We start from the raw sequence: 24,308 nt of genomic DNA on the forward strand, positions 1-24,308 counted from the left end.
CTTTCGTTCCGCCCCCGCAATCCCTATATCCTCGCCATGGCAGAACCCCAGAATGCGAACGAATACGGCGCCTCGTCGATCAAGGTGCTGAAGGGCCTCGACGCGGTGCGCAAGCGGCCGGGCATGTATATCGGCGACACCGACGACGGATCGGGCCTCCACCATATGGTGTTCGAGGTCAGCGACAATGCGATCGACGAAGCGCTCGCCGGCCATTGCGACCGGATCGACATCCAACTGAACGCCGACGGTTCGGTCAGCGTCACCGACAACGGCCGCGGCATCCCGACCGGCATCCACCCCGAGGAAGGCGTCTCGGCGGCCGAGGTCATCATGACCCAGCTCCACGCCGGCGGCAAATTCGAGAACACCAGCGACGACAATGCCTACAAGGTGTCGGGCGGCCTGCACGGCGTCGGCGTCTCGGTCGTCAACGCGCTCAGCGAATTCCTCGACCTCACCATCTGGCGCGACGGCGAGGAGCATTACATGCGCTTCGCCTTCGGCGATGCGGTCGCGCCGCTCAAGGTCGTCGGCCCCGCCGCGCCCGGCCAGAAGGGGACGCGCGTCACCTTCCTGCCCTCGCCCGCCACGTTCAAGATCACCGAATTCGACTTCGAGAAGCTCGAGCATCGCTATCGCGAGCTGGCCTTCCTCAATTCGGGCGTCCGCCTGTTCCTCACCGACGCGCGCCACGACGAGCCGAAGACGGTGGAGCTCTATTACGAGGGCGGCATCGCCGCGTTCGTCAAATGGCTCGACCGCGCCAAGACGCCGCTCTTCCCCGAACCGATCGCGATCCACGGCCAGCGCGACGAGGTCGGCATCGACGTCGCGCTCGAGTGGAATGATTCCTATTACGAGAACGTCCTCGCCTTCACCAACAACATCCCGCAGCGCGACGGCGGTACCCACCTCGCCGCCTTCCGCGCCGCGCTGACCCGCACGCTCAACAATTATGCGGAAAAGTCGGGGATGCTGAAGAAGGAGAAGGTGACGCTCACCGGCGACGACATGCGCGAGGGGCTCACCGCGATCGTCTCGGTCAAGCTGCCCGATCCCAAATTCAGCAGCCAGACCAAGGACAAGCTCGTCTCGTCCGAGGTGCGCCAGCCGCTGGAATCGCTGATGGCCGACAAGCTCGCCGAATGGCTGGAGGAAAATCCTGCTCACGGCCGCTCGATCGTCGGCAAGATCATCGACGCCGCCGCCGCGCGCGAGGCCGCCAAGAAGGCGCGCGAGCTGACCCGGCGCAAGGGCGTGATGGACATCGCCTCGCTGCCCGGCAAGCTCGCCGACTGCCAGGAGAAGGACCCGGCCAAGTCCGAGCTGTTCCTCGTCGAGGGCGATTCGGCCGGCGGCTCGGCCAAACAGGGCCGCGATCGCCACTTCCAGGCGATCCTCCCGCTGCGCGGCAAGATCCTCAACACCGAACGCGCACGCTTCGACCGGATGATCGCCAGCCGCGAGATCGGCACGCTGATCCAGGCGATGGGCACCGGCATCGGCCGCGACGACTTCAACGCCGACAAATTGCGCTACCACAAGATCGTCATCATGACCGACGCCGACGTCGACGGCGCGCATATCCGCACGCTGCTGCTGACCTTTTTCTACCGCCAGATGCCCGAGCTGATCACCCGCGGTCACCTCTTCATCGCGCAGCCCCCGCTCTACAAGGCGACCAAGGGCCGGTCGGAAGTCTATCTCAAGGACGATGCCGCGCTCGACGAATATCTCGTCGACGCCGGCGTCTCGTCGATGGTGTTCGACGCGCCGAGCGGCACGCGCTCGGGCGCCGATCTCAAGAGCCTGCTCGATCATGCCCGCCGCATGCGCACGCTGATGCGCTACGTGCCGCGGCGCTACGACCCGGTGATCATCGAGGTGCTGGCGCTCGCCGGTGCGCTCGACCCTAGCTTCACCCGCGACCAGCGCGCGGCGACGGTCGCCGAGGTCGTCCGCCGGCTCGAATCGGGCGACGAGGAGGCACGCTGGACCGCGCGGCTGACCGAGGACGGCGGCATCCACTTCGAGCGGCTGTGGCGCGGCGTCACCGACCATCACATCGTCGAGGCGACCTTCCTTGCCAGCGCCGAGGCGCGTAAGCTGCACGGCCTCGCCGCCGAACAGGCGGAAAGCTTCGTCGCGGCGGGCAAGCTGATCCCGCTCAAGGGCCTCGCCGCGACCGCGGCGGACCCGGAGCCGGCCACGGACGGCGGCGAGGAAACCGAGGAGAATGCCGGCCAGATCGGCAGCGTCACCACCACCGTCTCGCGCGGCGAAAGCCTCGTCGCGCGGCCGTCGCAACTGCTCGACGCGATCCTCGCCGCGGGCCGCAAGGGTCTGGCGATCCAGCGCTACAAGGGGCTCGGCGAGATGAACGCCGACCAATTGTGGGAAACCACGCTCGATCCGTCGAACCGCACGATGCTGCGCGTCACCTCGGAAGACGTCTCGGCCGCCGACGTGATCTTCACCCAGCTGATGGGCGAAGTCGTCGAACCCCGCCGCGAATTCATCCAGGACAACGCGCTGAACGTCGCCAATCTGGACGTGTAGGTTTGACACCGTCAATTCCTCCCCCTGGCGGGGGAGGACTTTTTGCAACCCTGAACGTCGATACGACCTAAAGAGCCCGACGACCTTCTCCAAACGCGGCGCAGCGCCTGCGTCCATTCCAGCTCCCGCACGTTATCGTCCCGACAGCGACCGACTGGAGCAGCGATGACAACCTATCCGTTAAGCGAACCCGCGACGATCTACGCTATCGAAGGCGATACCGAGGCGATGTCGGACGTCGTGGGCCAGGGCACGCTGGCGGATTGCGTCGATGTCGTCGCGGCAATGTCACCGGACAGGCAGCAGGCGATCTTCATCCAGATGGACGACCTCGGCCTCCGCTTCGGGCCGCCCGAGGTGGCGGAACTGCTGCGCTTCCTGCGCGACGAAAGCGCCGGCCTGTCCGACAACGAGATCGCCGACATCCCCGACGATCGGTGATCCCGCCGGGGCGACCGACGCTACGGGACGGCCTGCCCCGTCGTCAGCCCTTGCAGCTGCCGGCGACCCGGGCCGCCCGCTGATCGAGGACGACGTTCATTCTGCCCTTGGCCGTCTGACCGGTCATCTCGGCGCGGCCGACGAAGCCACCCGCGGTATAGGTTCCGGCGCGGCTGACCTGCATCGGCGCACCGTTCTTCTGCGGACAGGTCAGCGCCTGCGTGTAGCGGCCATCGGCGATCTGCTGCCGGTCGACCCGGCATCGCGCTTTCGGATCGGGTGCCAGCAACGCCGCGACGCTCTGTCCGGGCGCGACACACTTATGCTCCGCCCGCGATTTGCCCTTGGCCATCCGCAGCAGGAAACCGGGTGCACCGGGCACGGTCAGATCGACCACCGTCGACGTGACGTCCCAGCGCTCCTGCGCGAGCGATTGAGTCGCACCTGCCGCGGGCAGGAGAAGCAGAAGGGCGAACGGGGTCAGGCTGCGCATCCACAGGCCATGGCGTCTGCCCGCCACCGGCGCAAGCGGCCGACCGCCGCTCGAAGCATCGAATAAGAGGACAGCTTCCGCCGGATCGTCTACCGGTCCTATTCTCGCCTTGCCGAAGGATCAGCGCCGTGCGGTTCACCTGTAAGTTACTGACATTGGCCTTAATCCTCGCCACGCCCACGGTCGCTCCGGCGATCGCGGCGGCTCGGGCGACCGCGCCGGCCGCGCCCATCGCGACGGCGGGGACCGGTCCGGCGTGGCGCACCGCCGCGCGCCTGCACCGCGGCGTCAACATCCTCGGCTACGACCCGCTATGGCGCGACGCGGCCAAGGCGCGGTTCAAAACGCGCCACTTCCGGATCATCCGGCAGGGCGGCTTCGATTTCGTCCGGATCGTCCTCCAGTCGTTCGGCCATATGGACGCGCAGAACCGGCTCGACCCGCAATGGCTCGCGACGCTTGACCGCATGGTCCGCGAGGCGAGCGCCGCGGGCCTGGGCGTCATCATCGACGAACACGATTTCAACGCCTGTTCCAAGGCGCCGGACGCGTGCGAACCCAAATTGGTCGCCTTCTGGACGCAGATCGGCGAACGCTATCGCGCTGCGCCGCCGTCCGTGCTGTTCGAACTGCTCAACGAACCGCACGCGCCGCTCGACGCCGCGCGCTGGAATGCGATGCTGCGCACCCTCATCCCTCTGGTTCGCCGCTCGAACCCCGACCGCACGCTGGTGATCGGCCCGAGCCGCTGGAACAATCTCGAGGAACTGCCCAAGCTCGAGCTGCCTGCGGCCGACCGCAACATCCTCGTCACCTTCCACTCCTACGAGCCGTTCCGCTTCACCCATCAGGGCGCGCCCTGGGCGCCCGAGCTGACCGCCGTGAAGAACGTGCCCTTCACCGCCGCGGACGAACAGCGGATCAAGGCCGATTACGACACCGTCGGCGCATGGTCGAAGGCGAACGATCGCCCGGTATTGATGGGCGAATTCGGCGCCTATGAGAAAAGCGGCACGCCGATGGCGGCCCGCGCCCGCTACACCGCGACCGTCCGCCGCGAAGCGGAGGCGCACGGCTTCCCCTGGGCCTATTGGCAGTTCGACAGCGACTTCATTCTGTACGACATCGACCGCGACCGCTGGGTGGAGCCGATCCGGCAGGCGCTCGTGCCGGCAGCAACGAATGCCGCGGCGCCTCGTTGAGCGAGGCTGACCCTGCCGGGAGATTGCCCATGCGCCTGATCGCGATCGAAGAGCATATCCTGCCCCCATTCGTCCGCGACGCCTGGGACGCCGCGCCGCCGCCGCACGATCCGGTCTCGGCCTTCGCCGATGGCGGCGAAAACGGCCGCCGCCTCGCGGATCTCGGCGACGGCCGGATCGCGCTGATGGACGAGCAGGGCGTCGACGTACAGGTGCTCTCGCTCACCACGCCCGGGCTGCACAATCTTACCCCCGCCGCCGCGGTCGAAACCGCGCAGAGGGTCAACGACCTGATCGCCGAAACCTGTACCCGCCATCCCGACCGCTTTCAGGGCCTGGCCGCCGTGCCGACACCGGACACGGACGCCGCCCCGCGCGAACTCGAACGCGCGGTCCGCGACCTCGGATTGAAGGGCGCGCTGCTCTGCGGCCGCACGCGAGAGCGGCATCTCGATCATCCCGCGCTGCGCCCGCTGCTCGCCAAGGCGGCAGAGCTGCAGGTGCCGCTGTTCATCCATCCGCAGACCCCGCTGGCGGAGGTGCGTCAGGCCAATTATTCGGGGATCGGCGAAACCGCCGACCTCGCTTTGGCGGCGTTCGGCCTCGGCTGGCATTATGAAGCGGGCCTGCAATGGCTGCGTCTGGCCGCAGCCGGCGTGTTCGATGCGCTGCCCGACTTGCAGATCATCCTCGGCCATTGGGGCGAGGTGGTGCTCTTCTATCTGGAGCGGACATCGGCGGTCTTCGCGCGCGCGCTCGATCTGCAACGGTCCTTGTCGGACTATGCCCGCACCAATTTGTACGTCACCGGCAGCGGCATGTGGAGCGAGACCTATCTTCACCGCTGCCTCGAAATCGTCGGTCCCGAGCGCCTGCTGTTCTCCACCGATTTCCCGTATCAATATAAGGAAGGCGGTGCGCCCCGCCATTTTCTCGACACGGTCGGGCTCGACGACGCCGCACGACAGGCATTCGCCCACGGCAATTGGGACCGTCTGACGCATGCCGCCGGGCAGCAGGCGGGCCGGCACGCGCCGTGAGCGGCAACCCCGCTCAGGCCGGCACGCCGCCCGAACCGCCGTTCAACGTCGCCGGACGGCCTTCGGTCGTTACGCCGCCTGCCGCTGCGTCATGCCCAGCCAGTTGCGCGCCTGGCGTTGCGCCAGCGCGATCTCGCGCGCGGTCATGTTGTCGGCGACCTCGGCGCGCGCATAAGCAGCTTCGCTGAAGCCCGCCACCGCGGCGAGGTTGAACCATTTATGTGCCTCGATCAGGTCGACGCCCGCGCCGGCGGTGCCGGTCTGGTAGCAGACGCCGAGGTCGAACAATGCCTCCGGCCGGCCGCGCATCGCGTCGGCGATACGGCTGTCTATGAGGATTTGCGCGCTCTTGAAACTGTTGCCCATGGTTTGCCCCCATTGCTCATGAGGGCACCATCCGCGATTCGTCCTGACAATTGGTTAACGGCTCGGCAACTGCGCTTTTTAGCCAATCGGCTCGATCGCGACATTGTCGATCAGCCGCGTCGCGCCCATCCGCGCCGCGGCGAGCAGCCGGCGCGGCCGATCCGCCGCGGGCGACTCGGCCAGCGTCTCGGCATCGGCGAGCGCGACGTAATCGATCGCGAACCCCGCCGCGATCAGCGTCGCCCGCGCCTCGGCGAGCGCGGTCTCGACATCGTCGCCGCGCCCCACCGCCCGCGCCGCGACGCCGAGCGCACGCGGCAAGGCCACCGCCTTGGCGCGCTGCTCGTCGTCGAGGTAGATGTTGCGCGACGACAGCGCGAGGCCGTCGTCGTCGCGCTGCGTCGGCACCCCGACGATCTCGATCGCCATGTCGAGGTCGGCGACGACGCGGTGGATCACGGCGAGCTGCTGGAAGTCCTTCTCGCCGAAATAGGCGATGTCGGCACCGGTCTGGTTGAACAATTTGGTGACGACCGTGGCGACGCCGTCGAAATGGCCCGGCCGCGCCGCGCCGTCGAAGCCGTCGCTGACCCCGGTCACGCCGACGTTGGTCGCGAAGCCCGCCGGATACATCACCTCGACCGGCGGCAGCCACAGCAGGTCGCAGCCACCCTCGGCGAGCAGGCGCGCGTCGGCCGCCTCGCGCCGCGGATAGCGGGCGAGGTCCTCGTTCGGGCCGAATTGCCTGGGGTTGACGAAGATCGACGCGATCACCTTGGTGCCCGGCCGGCGGGCCGCCTCGACCAGCGCCATATGGCCGGCGTGCAGCGCGCCCATCGTCGGCACCAGCGCGATCGTCGCGCCGTCGGCGCGGAATGCGGCGACCGCCGCGCGCAGCCCGTCCAGGTCTCGAACCGTCAGCACCGTTTAATCCCTCGAACAATGAGCGCGCGGCTTCTATGAAGAGCGTCGTGACCGAGCAACCCGCCAGCATCGATAAGGAACGAACCGTGCCCGCAGGGCCACACGTCATCGTCTTCGCCAATGAAAAAGGCGGCACCGGCAAGTCGACGACGGCGGTGCACGTCGCCATCGCGCTCGCCGCCAAGGGCGCCAAGGTCGCCTGTTTCGACCTCGACCATCGCCAGCGTACCGTCGGCCGCTATCTCGAGAACCGCGCCGCGACGATCAAGCGGACCGGCAGCGACCTTCCCATGCCGATCCACGCGACGCATGACGGCGAGAGCGAGTCGGTGTTCGAGGAGACGTGGCAGCGCCTGTCCGACGGTGCCGACTTCCTGATCATCGACACGCCCGGTCGCGACGATTATTTCGCGCGCACCGCCGCGGCGCTGTCCAACACCCTGGTCACGCCGATGAACGACAGTTTCGTCGACTTCGACCTGATCGGCCAGGTCGATCCCGAGACGTTCAACGTCACCCGGCCGAGTTTCTATTCCGAGCTGATCTGGGACGCGCGCAAGCAGCGCGCCCGCGCCGACGGCACCCAGATCGACTGGGTCGTGCTGCGCAATCGCCTCCAGCATATCGAGGCGCGCAACATGCGCCGCGTGTCGGATGCGCTCGGCCAGCTCGCCAAGCGCGTCGGCTTCCGCATCATCCCCGGCCTCGGCGAACGCGTCATCTATCGCGAATTGTTCCCCGCCGGGCTGACGATGATCGATTCGAAGGAATTCGGCGCGATGGGCCTCGGCCACGTCGCCTCGCGCCAGGAATTGCGCGAGATGATGAGCGCGCTGCAATTGCCCGAGCCCGCCGCGCCGCAGTTCGCCGCATGAAGTGGCTGCTCGCGATCGCGTTGATCTGGTTCGCCTGGCATTATCTCCGCCCCGCCCCCAAACGCGCGACGCTCACCGACACGCAGCGCGCGCACCGGGTGCTCGGCCTGCGCGCCGGGGCCGACGAGAGCGAGATTCGCGCCGCGCATCGCCGCCTGCTCGCCGAATCGCATCCCGATCGCGGCGGCTCGGCGGCGGCAAGCACCGAGATCAACGCGGCGCGCGACCTGCTGCTCGGCGCGCTGCGCCGCGGCGGATGAGCCACGTCCTGTCGCCCGCAATCCTTCGGGAATATGACGTGCGCGGCACCGTCGGCCGCAATCTCGGCACCCCCGACGCCACGGCGATCGGCCGCAGCTTCGCCACCCGCGTCCGCGCCGTGGGCGGCCGCCGCGTCGCGGTCGGCCGCGACGGCCGCCTCTCCTCGCCCGAACTCGAGGCGGCGCTGGTCGCCGGCCTTACCGCGGGCGGCGTCGACGTGGTGCGGATCGGCATCGGCCCGACGCCGATGCTCTATTTCGCCGAGGCGACGCTCGGCGTCGACGCCGGCATCCACGTCACCGGCAGCCACAATCCGCGCGACGACAACGGCTTCAAGATGGTGCTCGGCCACCGCTCCTTCTACGGCGCCGACGTGCAGGATCTCGCCCGCCTCGCCGCCGCGGGCGCGTGGAGCGCGGGTGCCGGCACCGTCACCGATGCCGACGTGCTCGACGCCTATGTCGCGCGGCTCCTCGCCGGCCACGGCGGCGGCAGCTACCGCATCGGCTGGGACTGCGGCAACGGCGCCGCCGGCCCCGCGGTCGAGGCGCTGACCGCGCGGCTCCCCGGCGAGCATCATCTGCTCTACACCGAGGTCGACGGCCGCTTCCCCAACCACCACCCCGACCCGACCGAGGAACATAATCTTGACGACCTCAAGGCGCTGGTCCGCCGCGAGGGACTCGACTTCGGCATCGCCTTCGACGGCGACGGCGACCGCATCGGCGCGATCGACGGCGCCGGCCGCGTGCTGTGGGGCGACCAGTTGCTCAGCCTGCTGATCGCGCCAGTGCTCGCCGATCTGCCCGGCGCGACCGTCGTCGCCGACGTCAAATCCTCGCAATTCGTCTTCGACCGCATCGCCGAACTCGGCGGTACGCCGGTGATGGGCGCGACGGGCCACAGCCTGATGAAGGAGGCGATGCTCGCCCACCACGCGCCGATCGCCGGCGAGCTCAGCGGCCATATCTTCTTCGCGCACGATTGGTACGGCTTCGACGACGCGCTCCACGCCGCGGTGCAATTGATCCGCGCGGTACATCTGTCCGGCCGCTCGCTCACCCAATTGCGCGACGCGATGCCGCCGCTCGTCAACACCCCCGACCTGCGCTTCCCGGTCGATCCCGCACGCAAGTTCGCGGTGATCGACGAGGTCCGCACCCGCCTCGAAGCCGCCGGTACGCCGGTGATCGCGATCGACGGCGTCCGCGTGACGACGCCGCGGGGCTGGTGGCTGCTGCGCGCCTCGAACACGCAGGACGTGCTCACCGCCCGCGCCGAAGCCGCCGATCAGGCCGGGCTCGACGCGCTGCTCGCCGAGATCGACGCGGCGCTGGCGGCGTGCGGCGTCGCGCGCGATTGACAGCCGCGGCGCGCCGGATAGGGTCGGCTTATGGTGGGGACCTACAGCACGGAACGGCCGGTCGACAATTTCCGCTCGAGCACCAATCGCTGGCTGTTCGGCAGCTTCACCGGCTGGCTGACCATCCTCGCCTGTGCGATCGGCGTCGGCCTGATCGTCATCGCGGTGCGCTGGCTACAGAATCTGTCGGCGTCCTATGAGATCACCGACCAGCGGCTGATCGTGAAGCGCGGCCTCGTCATGAAGTCGATCGACGAGATCGAACTGTACCGGATCAAGGACGTGCGCGTCGACTATTCGCTGGTCAACCAGATCACCGACATCGGCACGATCACCATCACCTCGTCGGACCGCACCACCGGCAACGCGCAATTCGTGCTGCGCGACATCCCCGCCGCGCGCGAGCGCCGCGAAGGCCTGCGCAAGCTCGTCGACCGCGCCCGCCGCCTGCGCGGGGTGCGCGAGATGGACATCGACGACGAGGATTATCGGTAAGGCCCACCCACATTCGTCATCCCGACGACGAACGGCAGAGACGCCCCCTTCGCACTGGCATAATCGCCCGCAAGCGCCCATTTAGGGCATAATGCGACCGACCCCCCAGATCATCCGCGTCATCGACCTCGAAACCACCGGCAGCGCGCCGCCGGCGCATGGCGTGTGCGAGATCGGCTGGCAGGACGTCGCGCTCCAGCCGGACGGCCGCTGGGAATTGGAAGGCGAAGGCGGCGCGATCCTGGTCAACCCCGGCCGCGCCATCCCGCCGATCACCCAGGCGATCCACCATATTCTCGACGAGCATGTCGCCGAGGCGCCGTGGTGGCACGACGTCGCCCGCCGCGTGCTCGATCCCTATCCGCGCCGCCTCGCGCTCGCCGCGCACCGCGCCGATTTCGAGCAGCAATTCTGCACCCCCAATCTGACCCATGGTCAGGAGTGGATCTGCACCTGGAAATGCGCGCTGCGCCTCTGGCCTGATTCGCCGAGCTTCTCCAATCAGGTGCTGCGCTACTGGCGCAAGCCCGACGGTCTCGACCATGACCGCGGCCTGCCCGTCCACCGCGCCTTCCCCGACGCCTATGTCACCGCGCATCATCTGCGCGACCAGCTCAACGAAGCGAGCGTCGCGCAATTGCTCGACTGGTCGCGCACGCCCGGCCTGATCCCCCGCGTCCGCTACGGCCCGCACCGCGGCAAGGCGTGGAGCGAGCTCGACCACGAGAGCCTGATGGCGTTCATGGCCGATCGCGACCCCGACATCCGCTTCACCGCCAATGCCGAGATGGACCGCCGCAGCGGCGGCGGCGCCGTCGGCCGCGCCACCACGCAGGAGTTGCTGCTGTAGGCCTCGCTACCCCGCCTGCCGGCAGACACCTCCCGCCGTTCGCCCTGAGCCTGTCGAAGCCTGTCCTGAGCGACGCCGCAGGCGGCGTCGAAGGGGGCAGGTGAGACTCACGGCCCTTCGACAGGCTCAGGGCGAACGGGATGGGCAGCCGGTATCGCCACGCGCCCCACCCCGACAGCATCGCTGGCGTAACGACATCGGCTCGCGTAAAGCCGCGCGCGTGATCAGAAAAGTCCGCAACCCGTTCGTCGTGTCCGAGAGCCGTTTCGGCCGCCTGCTCGTCACGTTCATGGCGCTCGGCTTCCTCGCGCTCGTCGCGGCGGGGATCGGCGCCGGCTGGGCGACGGGGCAGAACGAGAGCCACACCCGTTCCGTCAACCACACCTATGAGGTCGAACTGGCGGTCAGCAACGCGCGCCGCCTGATCGAACAGGGCGAGGCGTCGCGGCGCGGCTATCTGCTCACCGGCAACCCGGAATATCGCGACGCCTATCATCGCTGGTCGGCGGCGACCCCCGCCGCGCTCGGCTATCTGCAAGGCCTCACCCGCGACAATCCGACGCAGATCGCGACGCTCGGGCAGCTCCGCGGCGAGATCCAGGCGCTGCTCACCCAGCGCGCGCGCACGATCGCGCTGATCGACGCCGGCCGCGCCGACACCGCGGTCACGCTGTTCCGCACCGAGGCGAGCGTCCGCCGCCTCACCGCGATCCGCGACGCGTTCGAACGGATGGCGGTGACCGAACGCCGCCTGCTCGCCGAGCGCGACGCCGCGCAGCAGCGCAGCGTGCGCATCTTCTACGGCATCCTCGCGCTCGCCGCGGTGCTGCTCGCCCTCGTCGCGCTCGCCTCGCTGCTCACCGTGCTCGGCTATACCCGCGACCTCGCCCGCTCGCGCGATTCGCTGCGCGAGTTCAACGAGCATCTCGAAGAGACCGTGCACGAGCGGACCGCCGATCTCAGCCGCGCCAACGAAGAGATCCAGCGTTTCGCCTATATCGTCAGCCACGACCTGCGCTCGCCGTTGGTCAACGTGATGGGCTTCACCGCCGAACTCGCCGCCGCGACCGCCCCGCTCACCGAACTGGTCGACCGTGCCGAGGCGGAGGCGCCGCATATCGTCAGCGAGGAGGCGCGGCTCGCGGTGCGCGAGGACCTGCCCGAATCGATCGGCTTCATCCGCACCTCGACGCAGAAGATGGACCGGCTGATCAACGCCATCCTCAAGCTGTCCCGCGAGGGCCGCCGCGTCATCGCACCCGAGACGATCGACCCCGGCGCGATCGCCGACACCGTCGCCGGTTCGATCCGCCACCTGCTCGACGAGCGCGGCATCAGCTTCAGCGTGCGCCGCCCGATCCCGCCGGTCGTCACCGACCGCGTCGCGCTCGAACAGATCCTGTCGAACCTGATCGAGAACGCCACCAAATATCTCCAGCCCGGCCGTCCCGGCGTCATCACCGTCGCCGGCGAGGCACGGCGCGACCGCGTCATCCTGTCGGTCGCCGACAACGGCCGCGGCATCGATCCGCGCGATCACCAGCGCATCTTCGACCTGTTCCGCCGCTCGGGCCAGCAGGACCAGCCCGGCGAGGGGATCGGGCTGGCGCACGTCCGGGCGCTCGCCTATCGTCTCGGCGGCACGATCGACGTGGAGAGCGAACCGGGCCGCGGCTCCACCTTCCGCCTCAATCTTCCCAAGACCTACGTCAGTCAGGACAGCGCAGCATGAACGCCCATCAATCCGTCGGCATCGTGATGATCGAGGACGACGAAGGCCATGCCCGGCTGATCGAGAAGAATATCCGTCGCGCCGGCATCCTCAACGATATCAAGCACTTCACCGACGGCACCCAGGCGCTTCACCATCTGTTCGAGGCGGACGACGGTCCCGCCAAGGGCGCGCCGGCGCTGATCCTGCTCGATCTCAATTTGCCCGACATGAGCGGCACCGACATCCTCCAGCGGATCAAGGCGGAAGGCAGCCCGCTGAAGCGGACCCCCGTGGTGGTGCTGACCACCACCGACGACAAGATCGAGATCCAGCGCTGCTACGATCTCGGCTGCAACGTCTACATCACCAAGCCGGTCAATTACGAAAGCTTCGCGCAGGCGATCCGCCAGCTCGGCCTGTTCCTGTCGGTGATCCAGGTTCCCGCGGTCGAGGAACACTGATCTGGCCGAAGCCGCCAACCCCAGCGTACTCTATATCGACGACGACGACGGCATCCGCCGCCTCGCCGCGCGCGGGCTGGCGCGGCGCGGCTATCGCGTCACCACCGCGGAGGGCGGCGCCGAGGGGCTGGTGCTGGCGGCGTCGCAGCCGTTCGACCTGATCGCGGTCGATCATTACATGCCGGGGATGGACGGGCTGGAGACGCTCGAACGGCTCGCCGCGCTCCCCGTCATGCCGCCGGTCGTCTACGTCACCGGGTCGGACGAAGGGCGGATCGCGGTCGCCGCGCTCAAGGCGGGGGCCGCCGATTACGTCGTCAAGACGATCGGCGACGACTTCTTCGACCTGCTCGCCGCCAGTTTCGATCAGGTGCTCGACCGCAGCCGGCTGGCGCTCGAGAAGGCGCGCGCCGAGGAGGATCTGCGCGCCAGCAACGCGCGGCTCGAGGCGTTGCTCGGCGAGGTCAATCATCGCGTCGCCAATTCGCTCCAGCTCGTCTCGGCGATGGTGCGGTTGCAGGCGGGCGCGCTCGCCGATCCGACCGCGCGCGCCGCGCTCGACGATACGCAACGGCGGATCGGCGCGATCGCGCAGGTCCACCGCCGCCTCTATTCGGCCAATGACGTCGAGAGCGTCGACATGCGCGACTATCTCGGCTCGCTCGTCGCCGAACTCGCCGATACGCTGACCAGCGGTGACGCCCCGCACGCGCTACGCGTCGCCGCCGAACCGATCCGCCTGCCCACCGACAAGGCGGTCTCGCTCGGCGTCATCGTCACCGAACTCGTCACCAACGCCTGCAAATATGCCTATCCCGCCGGCGACGGCGGCGAGATCCGCGTGATGCTGGCGGCGGACGGCGACCGGGCCTTCCGTCTCTCGGTCGAGGACGACGGCTGCGGCATGCCCGCCGAAGCGACGCCGAAGGGCACCGGCCTCGGCACCAAGCTGATCCGCGCGATGGCGCAGAGCCTGCAGACGATCGTCGAATACGAACCCCGCCCCCAAGGCGTCCGCGCCACCCTGCGCGCCGCGGTATAGGACGCCACTGACGCCACCGCCTTCTCTTGCAAGGGAAATCGCCCACCCCTGTCCTACACCTGCCAAGCGTCCTAAGCGGCGGCTAAATCCTCCCCCGCCGGGGAGTGCCGGGGTGGATTGCCCCCGGCAATCCAAGCCCATGCCGGGGGCATGGGCGACCCGGCACTGTGGCATGCCGAAGGCATGACGGAGGGGGAGGTAAGCGACGTCCTCGGTGGTGTTTCTCCATCACGGCCCCGTCGCTGTCCCACCCCGCGGCGGGAAAGGACAAGAGCAAGCAAATGGCCAGATGCGTTATCCCATCGTCCGTCTATCACCATCAAATCGGAAACGATCGATCCGGATCGTTTCCGTTAAGGTGTCCATCTTGTCCACGTTGCCGCAATCCTGCCGCAATTCGACTCAGTCGAGCGCCTCGACGATCGCCCGTCGGGTGCCTTCCAGCACCAGCCCGAACACCACATGGCTGACCAGCCCGTAGGCATGCGTTTCCGGCGGCGTCTCGGTCGGCCCCGGACCCCAGCCGAACGCCGGCACCGCGACGTCGTCGAGCATCGTCGCGACGCCGACCCCGAACGCCGATCCGAACCCGGCGTTCGACTCGGGCCATTGCCGCACCGCCAGCGCATAGCCCGCACCAAGCGCGGCGCCGGTCGCGTAATGGACGAGACTGCCCGCCGCCGCGCGATGCTTCTGCGTCACCGCATCGCCGGTGACGGCCTGCTTGGCGCTGTCCGCCGCCTTGACCGTCGAGGGATCGTCGTTGCTCCCCGTCTGCCCGAACGCCGGCGCGCTCACCGACTGGAACAGGTTCATCGCCAGGCTGGCGACGAGGCCACCGGCGATTCCGGCGGCGAGGGTCTTGGTCAACGACGGCACAGGCATTCCCTTCCGAAAAGTCGGCGAGGTAACGCGCAACCCGAACAAAAGGCCCCCAATTCCCCTATCGGGCAGGGCCATCGCATATGACCATCCGTATGATTTGGACGACTTTCCAAACCCGCTCCGTCACCCCGGACTTGATCCGGGGTCCCGCTTCTTCAACGGCGCGAAGAAGCGGGATGCCGGATCAAGTCCGGCATGACGGGACTATAAATGCCGCCGCAACACTGCGAAAGGTCATCCGAGGTAGCCCTCCCGCTGACGGGGAAGACTATGGGCGGTTACGGCTTCCGGAACTTCAGCACGAACTGGTCGGTCTTGCCGCGCACCGCCGGATCGAACACGTTCTTGCTATGGTCGTCCGCCGGATTGGCCAGCACCTTGCTCGCGCCGGCGAAGCGGAACCCCGCCGCCTCGACCTGCCGCCGCACCGCCGCCGGATCGATCCGATGCTTGGTCTCGGTACCCGACATCGCGGTGCCCGGCGCATCGGCATGGTCGATCACCACATAGGTGCCGCCCGTCTTGAGCAGCTTGAACACCGCCGCGTCGAACGCGCGCAACGCCGGCTCGCCCGCGCCCTTGTTGGGGATGTCGTGATAATTCTGCACCGTCCAGAACAGGTCGACCGGCTGCGGCGTGGTCGGCAGGTTGGTCGACTGCACCTGTGCGACGACGTTGGCGAGGCCGCGCGCCTGCAACGCCGGCAGGCTCTTCTCGGCATATTTCGCGCCGGCGGCGGGCCACAGCGCATAGACCTTGCCCTTCGGCCCGACCACGCCGGTGAAGATCCGCGTCCAATAGCCTGCGCCCGGCAGGTAATCGACCACCGTGTCGCCCGGCTTCACACCCGAAAAGGCGAGCACCGCCGCCGCCTGTCGGCGCGCATCGTCGCCCGCCTGATCGGCGCGGGCGGGATCGGCGAGCGCACGCGTGATCGCCGGGCCGGCGGGCGCCGCTTTGTCCTGCGCCACCACCGCGGTGGTCAGTGCCGCCGCTGCGAACATCGAAAGAGCCAGGCGCATCGTTACGTCTCCCGTCACTGGTTTGGCCGCCGGGCCGCACTAGATGACACAGCATGGCCGATCTTCGCGACACGATCCAGACTCAGGTGCATCGGCTGGTCGGTTTTGGCGACGGCGCGGTCGATCTCACCCGCCCGCCCGGCGACGACGGCCTGTTCGGCCCCGGCTCGGCCGCCTGGGTCGTCCATGGCGACTTCACCGCGATGATGGCGGGCGGTGTCGCCGCGCTGCTGCTCCAGATGCTCCATCCGGGTGCGCTGGCGGGGGTGTGGGACCATTCCAACTTCCGCCGCGACATGCTCGGCCGGCTGCGTCGCACCGCGCAATTCATCTCCGGCACCACCTACGGCTCGACCGCCACCGCCGAGGCGCTGATCGCCAAGGTGCGGCGCATCCACGACCGCGTCGCCGGCACGCTGCCCGACGGCACGCCCTACAGCGCCAACGATCCCGACCTGCTCACCTGGGTCCATGTCGCCGAGGTCGCGAGCTTCCTCGCCGCGCACCGCCGCTATCGCGACCCCGCCTTCCCGGCGACGGAGCAGGACCGCTATCTTGCCGAATATGCCGTCGTCGCCGAGCGGCTCGGCGCGACCGGCGTACCCAGGACGCGCGCCGCGCTCGACGCCTATCTCCTCGCGATCCGCCCGCAGCTACGCGTCGACCACCGCACCCGCGAAGTCTCGCGCGCGCTGCTCCGCCAGCAACCCGCCAGCCTCGCGATGGCGCCCGCGCAGACCGTGCTGATGGAGGGCGGCATCGACCTCCTCCCCGACTGGGCGGCGCGGATGCACGGTCTCGACCGCCCGCCGCTCGGCAAGCCTGCGGTCCGCGCCGGCGTCGCTGGCATCGCCTCGGTGCTACGCTGGGCGCTGCGCGACGGCTCGGCCAAACGCGCGACGACGCAGGGCTGACTGCACCGGATCTGCACGAAGTCTCCCCCGACCGCGCACCGGTCGCACCATCGCCCGAGCGTCGCGCGGGCCGACAAGCCGTCCTTCCGAACGGGAGGATGACATGCCGCGACCACGACCGACCCCCCTCATGGCGAAGATCGCCACCACCGCCGCGCTGATCGCGCTGGTCGAGGCGGTGATCGCCGACGCCTCGATCCTGCTGTCGCTCGCCGCGCTGATCTGGGTCGCGGCGCTCTGCCTGATGCGGCCCGCGGTTCGCCGCGACCGCGCTGCCAGCATCGCCGCGGCCGCCGCGGCGGCGTTCGTGCTTGCGATCATCGACGACCCCAGCCCACTCGCGGTGCTGCTGTTCCTCGTCGCGATCACGCTCGCGGCGCTGCTGCCGCGGCGGCGCTTCGACAATGCCGCGACCTGGGCGGTGCGGCTGGTCTGGCTGGGCATCACCGCGCTGGTCGGTCCGCTCCGCGATCTCGGTTGGGTCGGCCGCGCTCAGGTCCGCCGCCGCGTGCCGGGGGTGCAACTGCGCGCCGTCGCCGCGGCGCTGGTCCTGCCGATCGCCGGCGGCGCACTGTTCCTCGCCCTCTTTGCCAATGCCAATCCCCTCGTCGCGCTGGCCTTCGCCGATATCGCGCTGCCCGATGCCGCAACCGCCGTCTGGCGCGGCATGCTCGCCGTCGCAGTGCTGCTGCCGGTGTGGATGACGCTGCGTCCGCATCCCGCGGTCACCGCCTGGGACGGGCCTGCCGGCGCCCCCGCCCTGCCGCAGACCGGCATCGGCACGCTGATCCTGTCGCTGGCGACGTTCAACGCGATCTTCGCGATCCAGAACGGGCTCGATATCGCCTTTCTATGGAGCGGCGCGCCACTGCCCGCCGGCGTGACGATGGCCGACTATGCGCATCGCGGCGCCTATGCGCTGATCGTGACCGCATTGCTCGCCGCGCTGTTCGTGCTGGTCACGCTCCGCCCGGGCAGCGCCAGCGCCGCGCATCCGCTGGTGCGCCGGCTGGTGAGTGTGTGGATCGCGCAGAATCTGCTGCTCGTCGCGTCGAGTGCGCTGCGCCTCATCGATTACGTCGACGCTTATGGCATGACCGTGCTGCGCCTCGCCGCGTTGATCTGGATGACGTTGGTCGCGACCGGGCTGGCGCTGATCCTGTGGCGGCTGCTCGCCGCGCGCTCGGCGGCGTGGCTCATCAACGCCAATGCGCTCGCCGCCGCACTGGTGCTCGCCGCCTGTACCGTCGTCGACCTCGGTGCGACCGCCGCGGCCTGGAACGTCCGCGTCGCGCTCGCCAGAGGTCGCGCCGGGCCGCCGCTTGATCTCTGCTATCTCGAACGGTTGGGATCGTCGGCGCTGCTGCCACTGGCGACGCTCGAACGCCACGCCGGCACGCCGGCATTGCGCGACCGTCTCGCCACCCTGCGCTGGACGATCCAGACGAGCACCGCGGCGGAACAGGCGAGCTGGCACGGCTGGACCTTCCGCAACGCGCGCCGCCTCGCCGCGGTCGCTGGCATCGACGCACCACGGCACTATGCGCCGCGAAGCTGCGACGGCCGATTGACTAAGGACCCGCAACGATGATCCTGTGCCCGATGCCGCGCACCGTCCTGATCGTCGACGACGATCCCCATATCCGCCAATTGCTGGTCTTCGCCTTCCAGAAGGCGGGGCTCGACACGATCGAGGCAGCCGACGGCGAGGCGGGACTCGCGCTCGCCGGCACGCACGGCCCCGATCTCGTCGTCCTCGACATCAACATGCCGCGGATGGACGGGCTTGAGGTCTGCCGCCGGCTGCGCGCGGACGGCGACGTGCCGATCCTGTTCCTGTCGAGCCGCGACGATGAGATCGACCGCGTGCTCGGCATCGAACTCGGTGCCGACGATTATGTCGTCAAACCGTTTTCGCCGCGCGAGGTCGTCGCGCGGGTGATGGCGATCCTGCGCCGCACCGCGGCGCGCCCGCCCGCGGTCGAGGACGGGCGCGGTCTCGAGCATGGCCGGCTGCGGCTCGATCTCGACGGCTGGCGCGCCTTGTGGGAGGGGCGCGAGGTCACGCTGACCGTCACCGAATTCTCGATTCTGCGTCTGCTCGTCTCGATGCCCGCCAAGGTGTTCAGCCGCGACGCGATCATCGACCGGCTGCACGGTCCCGGCTTCGCGATCACCGACCGGACGATCGATAGCCATATCCGCAACCTGCGCCACAAATTCGCGCGTCTCGGCTGCGCCGACCTGATCGAGACACGCCCCGGCATCGGCTATCGGCTGGGCGCGTGCGGGGCGGCGTGATCGGCCGGGTCAAGGCGTGGGCGAAACGCCGCTGGCCGCGGTTGCGGCTGCGCACCATCGTGTTCGCGACGCTGTTCCTCGTCGCCGCGCTGCCCGGTTTCGGCGCGGTGTTCCTGCGCGTCTACGAAAACACGCTGGTGCGCCAGACCGAGGCGGAACTGGTCGCACAGAGCGCGGCGCTCGCCGCCGCAGCGGCGGCGCAATGGCCGGGCGGCGACGGCCGGCTGTCGCCGCGGACGATCGTGCCGCCGGGCGACGGCGTCGACCTCAGCCAGACGCCGATCCTGCCCGAACGCCCTGCCCCGGCGCCGGCCGGCCCGGTCGCGGCGGCGGTCACGCGCGCGGTGCCGCGCCTGCTGCCGATCCTGCACGCGACGCAGATGACGACGCTCGCCGGCATCCTGCTGCTCGACGAGCGCGGCCGGATCGCGGCGGGCGGGCGCGGGAGCTATGCGGCCCTGCCGGAGGTCGCCACCGCGCTCGCCGGGCGGCCGACGACGGTGCTGCGGCGGAACGGCGCCTATCGCGCGGTCTATCGCTTCGAATGGCTGTCGCGCGCCGCGGCGATCCGCGTCCATCATGCCCGGCCGATCCTCGTCAACGGTCGCGTCGTCGGCGTGCTGCTGGTGTCGCGATCGGCGCGCGCGCTGTTCCGCGGTATCTACGAGGATCGCGGCAAGATCGCGATCGGCATCGCCGCGATCCTCGCGCTGCTGGTGGTGCTCAGTGGCATCCTGTCGCGCGGCGTGACCCGGCCGATCGAACGGCTCGGTCAGGCGACGCGCGCGGTGGCGAGCGGGCGCGGCACGATACCCGAGGTGCCGTCGACCGCGGCGATCGAGATCCAGGGCCTCTATGCCGATTTCGCCGCGATGAACGCGGCGATCGAGCGCCGCTCGCGCTATCTGCGCGATTTCGCTTATGCGGTCAGCCACGAGTTCAAGACGCCGCTCGCCGGCATCCGCGGCGCGATCGAACTGATGCAGGACCATCCGGAGATGGCTGCGGCGGATCGCGACCGCTTCCTCGCCAATGCCGATGCCGATGCCGGGCGGTTGGCGCTGCTGGTGACGCGGCTGCTCGAACTGGCGCGCGCCGACATGGCCGCGCCGGTCGACGAAGCGACCGATCCGGTGCCGGTGGTGGCACGGACCGCGGACGCCTGTCGCAGCGACGGCTTCGCCATCACCGTGACCTGGGCCGCCGCGCCGCCGCCGGTCGCGCTACCCGCCAGCACGATCGAACACGCACTGGTGACGCTGTTCGAAAACAGCCGGCAAGCGGGCGCCGGGGTGGCGCTGGTGGCGGGCGCCGTCACCGCCGCGGCGGTGGTGCTGCGGGTGGCGGACGACGGCCCCGGCGTTTCGGCGGGCGACACCGCGCGCTTGTTCGAACCCTTCTTCACCACCCGCCGCAGCGAGGGCGGCACCGGTCTCGGCCTCGCCATCGCCCGCTCGCTCCTCGAAGCCGGCGGCGGCACGATCGATCTCGCCGATGGCGCCGCCGCGGTGTTCGTCGTGACGCTGCCGCTTGCGCGCCGCTGACCCCTTACCGCGCCTGAGTCTGCTCCACCGGCACCACGGGCAACAGCACCGCGCTCGGCGTCGCGCCGCCGCGGCGCAGCGTCACCGTCGCCTTCTTGTAGTCCGCCGGCTTGGCGAAGAAGATGTTGGGCACATAGGTCTGCGGGTTGCGGTCGTAGAGCGGGAACAGGGTCGACTGGACCTGCACCATCACGCGATGTCCCGGCTGGAACACGTGGTTCACCGTCGGCAGGCGGAAGCGGTAATGCTGCACCTTGTTGGCCGGAATCGCGCTCGGCTGCGCGAAGCTGTCGCGATAGCGGCCACGGAAGATGTCGAGGCTGATCGGCAGCTGGTAACCGCCCATCTTGGGATCGGTGGCATTCTCCGCCGGATAGACGTCGATCACCTTGACGACGAAATCGCCGTCGGTGCCGGTCGTCGCCGCATAAAGATCAGCGATCGGCGCGCCCGACACTCGCATCGCGGTGGTCAGCACCGGCGTCGTATAGGTCATCACGTCGGGCCGCCCGTCCGATCCCCGCTGGTCGCTGACCAGCCAGTCGCCCCAGCGCCCGTCCTTGAAATTGACCGGGCGCGGCAGATGCGGGACCGGCTTGGCAGGATCGGAGACATAGCTATCCCCGCCCGCCGCCGCCTTCTCGAAGCCCAGCCCGCCGTCCGCCTGGAGATAGATCGGCTTGAGCGGCGCCGCACAGCCGCTCTCGCAGGCGAGCGGCCAGTTGGCGAGGCGGTCCCAGTGATTCTCGCCGGTGTTGTAGATCGCCGCCTGCGGCAGGTTCGCGGCGGGGCCGTCCTTGAGATATTGGTCGAACAGCGGCAGCACCATCTGCTCGCGGAACTGCGCGGCGGTGTCGCCGTCCCACTGGAACGGCCCGAGGCTGCGGCCGTCGCGATTGACCTGGCTGTGCCGCCACGGCCCCATCACGAGAAAATTGTTGCCCGCCTTGCCCTTCGCCTTCAGCGCCTCCCAAGCGGTGGTCGCGCCGTACATGTCCTCCTGGTCCCACAATCCCTGTTCCCAGAGCGTGGGCACGTTCGACGGATTGGCGGCGAGCAATTTGTCGAGCGCCTGTCCCTGCCAGAAGTCGTCATAGGCGGCATGCTGCGACATCCGCTTCCAATAAGGGAGCTGGTCGTAGCCCGACTTCTTCGCCCAGTCGCCCGCCGAGCCGACCTCGCGGAAATTGTCGTAATCGTCCCAGCCGCCGGTCGGCGGCACGGTGCCGTTGCCCTTGTAGCCGGTCTGCCCGCCGAGCCAGGCGATATTGGCGAGGCGGAAGGCGCCGTAATGGAACCAGTCGTCGCCCATCCAGCCGTCGATCATCGGGCTTTCCGGCGCCGCGACCTTGAGCGCAGGATGCGGCGCGAGCAGCGCCATCACCACGGTGAAGCCCTCGTAGGACGAGCCGATCATGCCGACGCGGCCGTTCGACTGCGGCAGGTTCGCCTTGTTCACCAGCCAGTCGATCGTGTCATAGGCGTCGGTGACGTGATCGACCTTGGTCGGGTTGAGCGGGCCGATCACCGGGCGCGTGACGACATAGTCGCCTTCCGACCCGTATTTGCCGCGGACGTCCTGATAGACGCGGATGTAGCCGCCCTTGACGAAAATCTCGTCGGCGAGCGGCAGGGTCGCCAGCATCGACGCGCTGTCGCTGCGGTTGGCGCGCGCCTTGGCGTTATAGGGCGTGCGGGTCAGCACGATCGGCGCATTGGTGGCATTCTTGGGAATGACGATCACGGTATAGAGCTTGGTCCCGTCGCGCATCGGGATCATCACTTCGCGCTTGATGTAATCGTTGGCGGTGTCGACCAGCTTGAACTGCGCCGGAATATCGCCCGCCGGCTGTTGCTGCGCCTGTACGCCGACCGAGAGCAGGGCAAGCGAGGACAGCAGGATGGCGCGCATGGAAATCTCCGGCAGAAGGGGTGACCTATGCTAGGCGCGACAGGACGCGAACGGCAAGGGTCGATATCGCAGGCGGGCTCGCGTCAGCTCGCCCAGGCGGCGATGTCGTCCTGCAAGCCGATCAACGCGAGGCCGTGCGCGATCGAGGTGAGTTCGCCGCCGGTCGCGATCCGCTCGGCGCCGAACCGCGCGTCGAACAGCCGGCGGATGCGCGGGGTGAGCGAGGTGCCGCCGGTCAGGAAGACGCGGTCGATGTCCGCCGCCTCGACCCCGGCGCTGGCCAGCGCGCTATCGACCGCGGCGTCGATGCGCAGCATGTCGGGCGCGATCCACGCCTCGAACTGGTCGCGCGTCACCTCCGCCTCGATCGCGAGGCCGGCGCCCTCGAACACGAAACGCGCCTGCTCCGCCTCCGACAGCGCGCGCTTCAACTGCCCGACCGCGTCGTAGAGCCGGTAGCCGAGTTCCTGCTCGATCACCGCGATCATCCGCCCGATCGCCTCGGGATCGAGCGCCGAGCGGCGCAGTTTCTCCAGCTCGGCGAGCGTCCGCTTGTTGCGCATCAGCGCGAGCCGCGACCAGTCGGCGAAATCGGCGAAATAGCCGCCGGGGATCTCGAGCACCTTGTCGAACGAACGATAGGATCCGCCCTTGCCGAGCAAGGGCATCACCAGCCGGTCGACGATCCGCTGGTCGAACCGGTCGCCGGCGATGCCGACGCCGGCATGGCCGAGCGGCACGCAGCGTCGCGCCGCGCCCGGCACGTCGACGCGCACGACCGAAAAGTCGCTGGTGCCGCCGCCGAAATCGGCGACGAGGATCGTCGCGCGCTCGGTCAGCCGCGCCGCATAGCTGAACGCGGCGCCGAGCGGTTCGTAGACGTAATGGACCTCGGCGCCGAGCGCGCCGAACACCAGATCGTAGCGGCTGCGTGCCAGCGCCTCGTCGGGGCGGCTGCCGGCATAGGCGACCGGCCGGCCGACGACGACCCGCGCCATCGGCCCGTCGAGCCGGCCGCGCGCGCGGGCCCGCATCTTGTCGACGAACAGCGTCCCGAGGTCCTCGAAACGCAACCGACGTTCGAAGACGTTGGCATGTTCGAAGGTGGCGCTGGCGGCGACCGACTTGAACGACTGGATGAAGCGGCTGCCCTCGGGGAAGTCGAGATATTCGCGGATCGCCCACGGCCCCGCCTCGGAGGCGAGCCCGCCGCGAACGTCGCCGTCCTCCCAGAAACACAGCGCCGAACGGAACACCGCCTGCGCGCCGTCGGGCGCGTCGAGCATGACGAGTTCGGCCGCGTCACCGCGCGCGATCGCGGCGACCGAGTTGGTCGTGCCGAAGTCGAGGCCGAGGGCGGGAAGCGAAGCGGGCATCCGCGCGGCTTTGTCATGGCGTGCGGGCGGGCCGCAAGTGCGGAAAGGGTCACGGTGGGCTCAGAAAGATTTCAAACCGCCCGTCACCCCGGACTTGTTCCGGGGTCCACCCAGCCGCAAGCGCGCTTTATCCGCTCAAGCCGGTCTCCTCGCCGCACAGTGGACCCCGGAACAAGTCCGGGGTGACGAATGGAATAGTCGAACGTCACCCGGAAACCTCCGCAAGCCCCGCTTGTGCGCCGCCCGGAACCGCGGCACCTTCGCC

23 protein-coding genes are annotated in these 24,308 nt (G+C 69.0%); 16 read left to right on the plus strand and 7 right to left on the minus strand.

Going from position 1 to position 24,308, the window contains the following annotated elements; translation table 11 throughout:
* Positions 1-36: 36 nt before the first annotated feature.
* Both gyrB and FFS23_RS16190 read left to right on the plus strand, forming a co-directional pair.
* Complete coding sequence (gyrB, locus tag FFS23_RS16185; RefSeq protein WP_137899412.1) at positions 37-2,562, plus strand: DNA topoisomerase (ATP-hydrolyzing) subunit B; 2,526 nt, start codon at positions 37-39, stop codon at positions 2,560-2,562.
* Positions 2,563-2,727: 165 nt separating this feature from the next.
* Positions 2,728-3,003, plus strand: coding sequence for a hypothetical protein (locus tag FFS23_RS16190; RefSeq protein WP_038665822.1), 276 nt, complete (start codon positions 2,728-2,730; stop codon positions 3,001-3,003).
* 43 nt (positions 3,004-3,046) lie between these two features.
* Here the strand turns inward: FFS23_RS16190 and FFS23_RS16195 are convergent, their stop codons facing one another.
* Positions 3,047-3,496: a DUF3617 domain-containing protein gene (locus FFS23_RS16195; protein WP_137899413.1), complete on the minus strand. Its 450-nt coding sequence runs from the start codon at positions 3,494-3,496 to the stop codon at positions 3,047-3,049.
* A 155-nt stretch (positions 3,497-3,651) separates the two neighbouring features.
* Here FFS23_RS16195 and FFS23_RS16200 point away from each other — a divergent pair, with 155 nt between their 5' ends.
* Entirely contained in the window at positions 3,652-4,698 is a 1,047-nt protein-coding gene (locus FFS23_RS16200) for a glycoside hydrolase family 5 protein (protein ID WP_249340719.1), read from the plus strand.
* Positions 4,699-4,727: 29 nt separating this feature from the next.
* Entirely contained in the window at positions 4,728-5,738 is a 1,011-nt protein-coding gene (locus FFS23_RS16205) for an amidohydrolase family protein (RefSeq protein WP_137899414.1), read from the plus strand.
* 69 nt (positions 5,739-5,807) lie between these two features.
* Here the strand turns inward: FFS23_RS16205 and FFS23_RS16210 are convergent, their stop codons facing one another.
* On the minus strand, positions 5,808-6,104 hold the full coding sequence (locus FFS23_RS16210) for an SEL1-like repeat protein (RefSeq protein ID WP_038665808.1): 297 nt from the start codon (positions 6,102-6,104) through the stop codon (positions 5,808-5,810).
* 78 nt (positions 6,105-6,182) lie between these two features.
* On the minus strand, positions 6,183-7,028 hold the full coding sequence (gene panC, locus FFS23_RS16215; protein WP_137899415.1) for a pantoate--beta-alanine ligase: 846 nt from the start codon (positions 7,026-7,028) through the stop codon (positions 6,183-6,185).
* Positions 7,029-7,114: 86 nt separating this feature from the next.
* On the opposite strand from panC, the gene FFS23_RS16220 reads away from it, so the two are divergent.
* From FFS23_RS16220 to FFS23_RS16255, 8 genes are all read left to right on the plus strand, one after another.
* A complete protein-coding gene (locus tag FFS23_RS16220) occupies positions 7,115-7,903 on the plus strand; it encodes a division plane positioning ATPase MipZ (RefSeq protein WP_137899416.1) in 789 nt (262 codons plus the stop codon).
* The gene (locus FFS23_RS16225; RefSeq protein ID WP_137899417.1) at positions 7,900-8,163 is read left to right on the plus strand and encodes a J domain-containing protein; all 264 of its coding nucleotides are present in this window, start codon (positions 7,900-7,902) and stop codon (positions 8,161-8,163) included. The genes FFS23_RS16220 and FFS23_RS16225 overlap by 4 nt, the downstream gene beginning before the upstream one ends.
* Positions 8,160-9,527, plus strand: a complete 1,368-nt coding sequence (gene pgmG / locus FFS23_RS16230) for a phosphoglucomutase/phosphomannomutase PgmG (protein ID WP_137899418.1) — start codon at positions 8,160-8,162, stop codon at positions 9,525-9,527. The genes FFS23_RS16225 and pgmG overlap by 4 nt, the downstream gene beginning before the upstream one ends.
* A gap of 30 nt (positions 9,528-9,557) precedes the next feature.
* Complete coding sequence (locus tag FFS23_RS16235) at positions 9,558-10,022, plus strand: PH domain-containing protein (protein WP_137899419.1); 465 nt, start codon at positions 9,558-9,560, stop codon at positions 10,020-10,022.
* 91 nt (positions 10,023-10,113) lie between these two features.
* Positions 10,114-10,872 (plus strand): exonuclease domain-containing protein, encoded by a 759-nt coding sequence (locus FFS23_RS16240; protein ID WP_137899420.1) that lies wholly within the window; start codon positions 10,114-10,116, stop codon positions 10,870-10,872.
* A 220-nt stretch (positions 10,873-11,092) separates the two neighbouring features.
* A complete protein-coding gene (locus FFS23_RS16245; protein ID WP_137899421.1) occupies positions 11,093-12,604 on the plus strand; it encodes a sensor histidine kinase in 1,512 nt (503 codons plus the stop codon).
* Positions 12,601-13,047, plus strand: coding sequence for a response regulator (locus FFS23_RS16250; protein WP_137899422.1), 447 nt, complete (start codon positions 12,601-12,603; stop codon positions 13,045-13,047). Before FFS23_RS16245 ends, FFS23_RS16250 begins: the two co-directional genes overlap by 4 nt.
* Before the next feature lies 1 nt (position 13,048).
* Positions 13,049-14,089 (plus strand): sensor histidine kinase, encoded by a 1,041-nt coding sequence (locus FFS23_RS16255; protein ID WP_137899423.1) that lies wholly within the window; start codon positions 13,049-13,051, stop codon positions 14,087-14,089.
* A 402-nt stretch (positions 14,090-14,491) separates the two neighbouring features.
* On the opposite strand, the gene FFS23_RS16260 is transcribed toward FFS23_RS16255, so the two are convergent.
* Together FFS23_RS16260 and FFS23_RS16265 are read right to left on the minus strand one after the other, a co-directional pair.
* On the minus strand, positions 14,492-14,968 hold the full coding sequence (locus FFS23_RS16260; protein WP_249340720.1) for a DUF1440 domain-containing protein: 477 nt from the start codon (positions 14,966-14,968) through the stop codon (positions 14,492-14,494).
* A gap of 284 nt (positions 14,969-15,252) precedes the next feature.
* Positions 15,253-15,996: a class I SAM-dependent methyltransferase gene (locus tag FFS23_RS16265; RefSeq protein ID WP_137899425.1), complete on the minus strand. Its 744-nt coding sequence runs from the start codon at positions 15,994-15,996 to the stop codon at positions 15,253-15,255.
* A gap of 53 nt (positions 15,997-16,049) precedes the next feature.
* On the opposite strand from FFS23_RS16265, the gene FFS23_RS16270 reads away from it, so the two are divergent.
* From FFS23_RS16270 to FFS23_RS16285, 4 genes are all read left to right on the plus strand, one after another.
* Positions 16,050-16,910: an oxygenase MpaB family protein gene (locus tag FFS23_RS16270; protein ID WP_137899426.1), complete on the plus strand. Its 861-nt coding sequence runs from the start codon at positions 16,050-16,052 to the stop codon at positions 16,908-16,910.
* 130 nt (positions 16,911-17,040) lie between these two features.
* Positions 17,041-18,501: a DUF4153 domain-containing protein gene (locus tag FFS23_RS16275; protein ID WP_249340721.1), complete on the plus strand. Its 1,461-nt coding sequence runs from the start codon at positions 17,041-17,043 to the stop codon at positions 18,499-18,501.
* Positions 18,498-19,211: a response regulator transcription factor gene (locus tag FFS23_RS16280; RefSeq protein ID WP_137899428.1), complete on the plus strand. Its 714-nt coding sequence runs from the start codon at positions 18,498-18,500 to the stop codon at positions 19,209-19,211. Before FFS23_RS16275 ends, FFS23_RS16280 begins: the two co-directional genes overlap by 4 nt.
* Positions 19,196-20,755 (plus strand): sensor histidine kinase, encoded by a 1,560-nt coding sequence (locus FFS23_RS16285; protein WP_249340722.1) that lies wholly within the window; start codon positions 19,196-19,198, stop codon positions 20,753-20,755. The genes FFS23_RS16280 and FFS23_RS16285 overlap by 16 nt, the downstream gene beginning before the upstream one ends.
* 4 nt (positions 20,756-20,759) lie before the next feature.
* On the opposite strand, the gene FFS23_RS16290 is transcribed toward FFS23_RS16285, so the two are convergent.
* Together FFS23_RS16290 and FFS23_RS16295 are read right to left on the minus strand one after the other, a co-directional pair.
* A complete protein-coding gene (locus FFS23_RS16290) occupies positions 20,760-22,667 on the minus strand; it encodes a CocE/NonD family hydrolase (protein ID WP_137899429.1) in 1,908 nt (635 codons plus the stop codon).
* Positions 22,668-22,750: 83 nt separating this feature from the next.
* Complete coding sequence (locus FFS23_RS16295; protein WP_137899430.1) at positions 22,751-24,043, minus strand: Hsp70 family protein; 1,293 nt, start codon at positions 24,041-24,043, stop codon at positions 22,751-22,753.
* Positions 24,044-24,308 lie beyond the last annotated feature (265 nt).

The organism is Sphingomonas sp. 2SG (assembly GCF_005503285.1).
Lineage (GTDB): Bacteria > Pseudomonadota > Alphaproteobacteria > Sphingomonadales > Sphingomonadaceae > Sphingomonas > Sphingomonas taxi.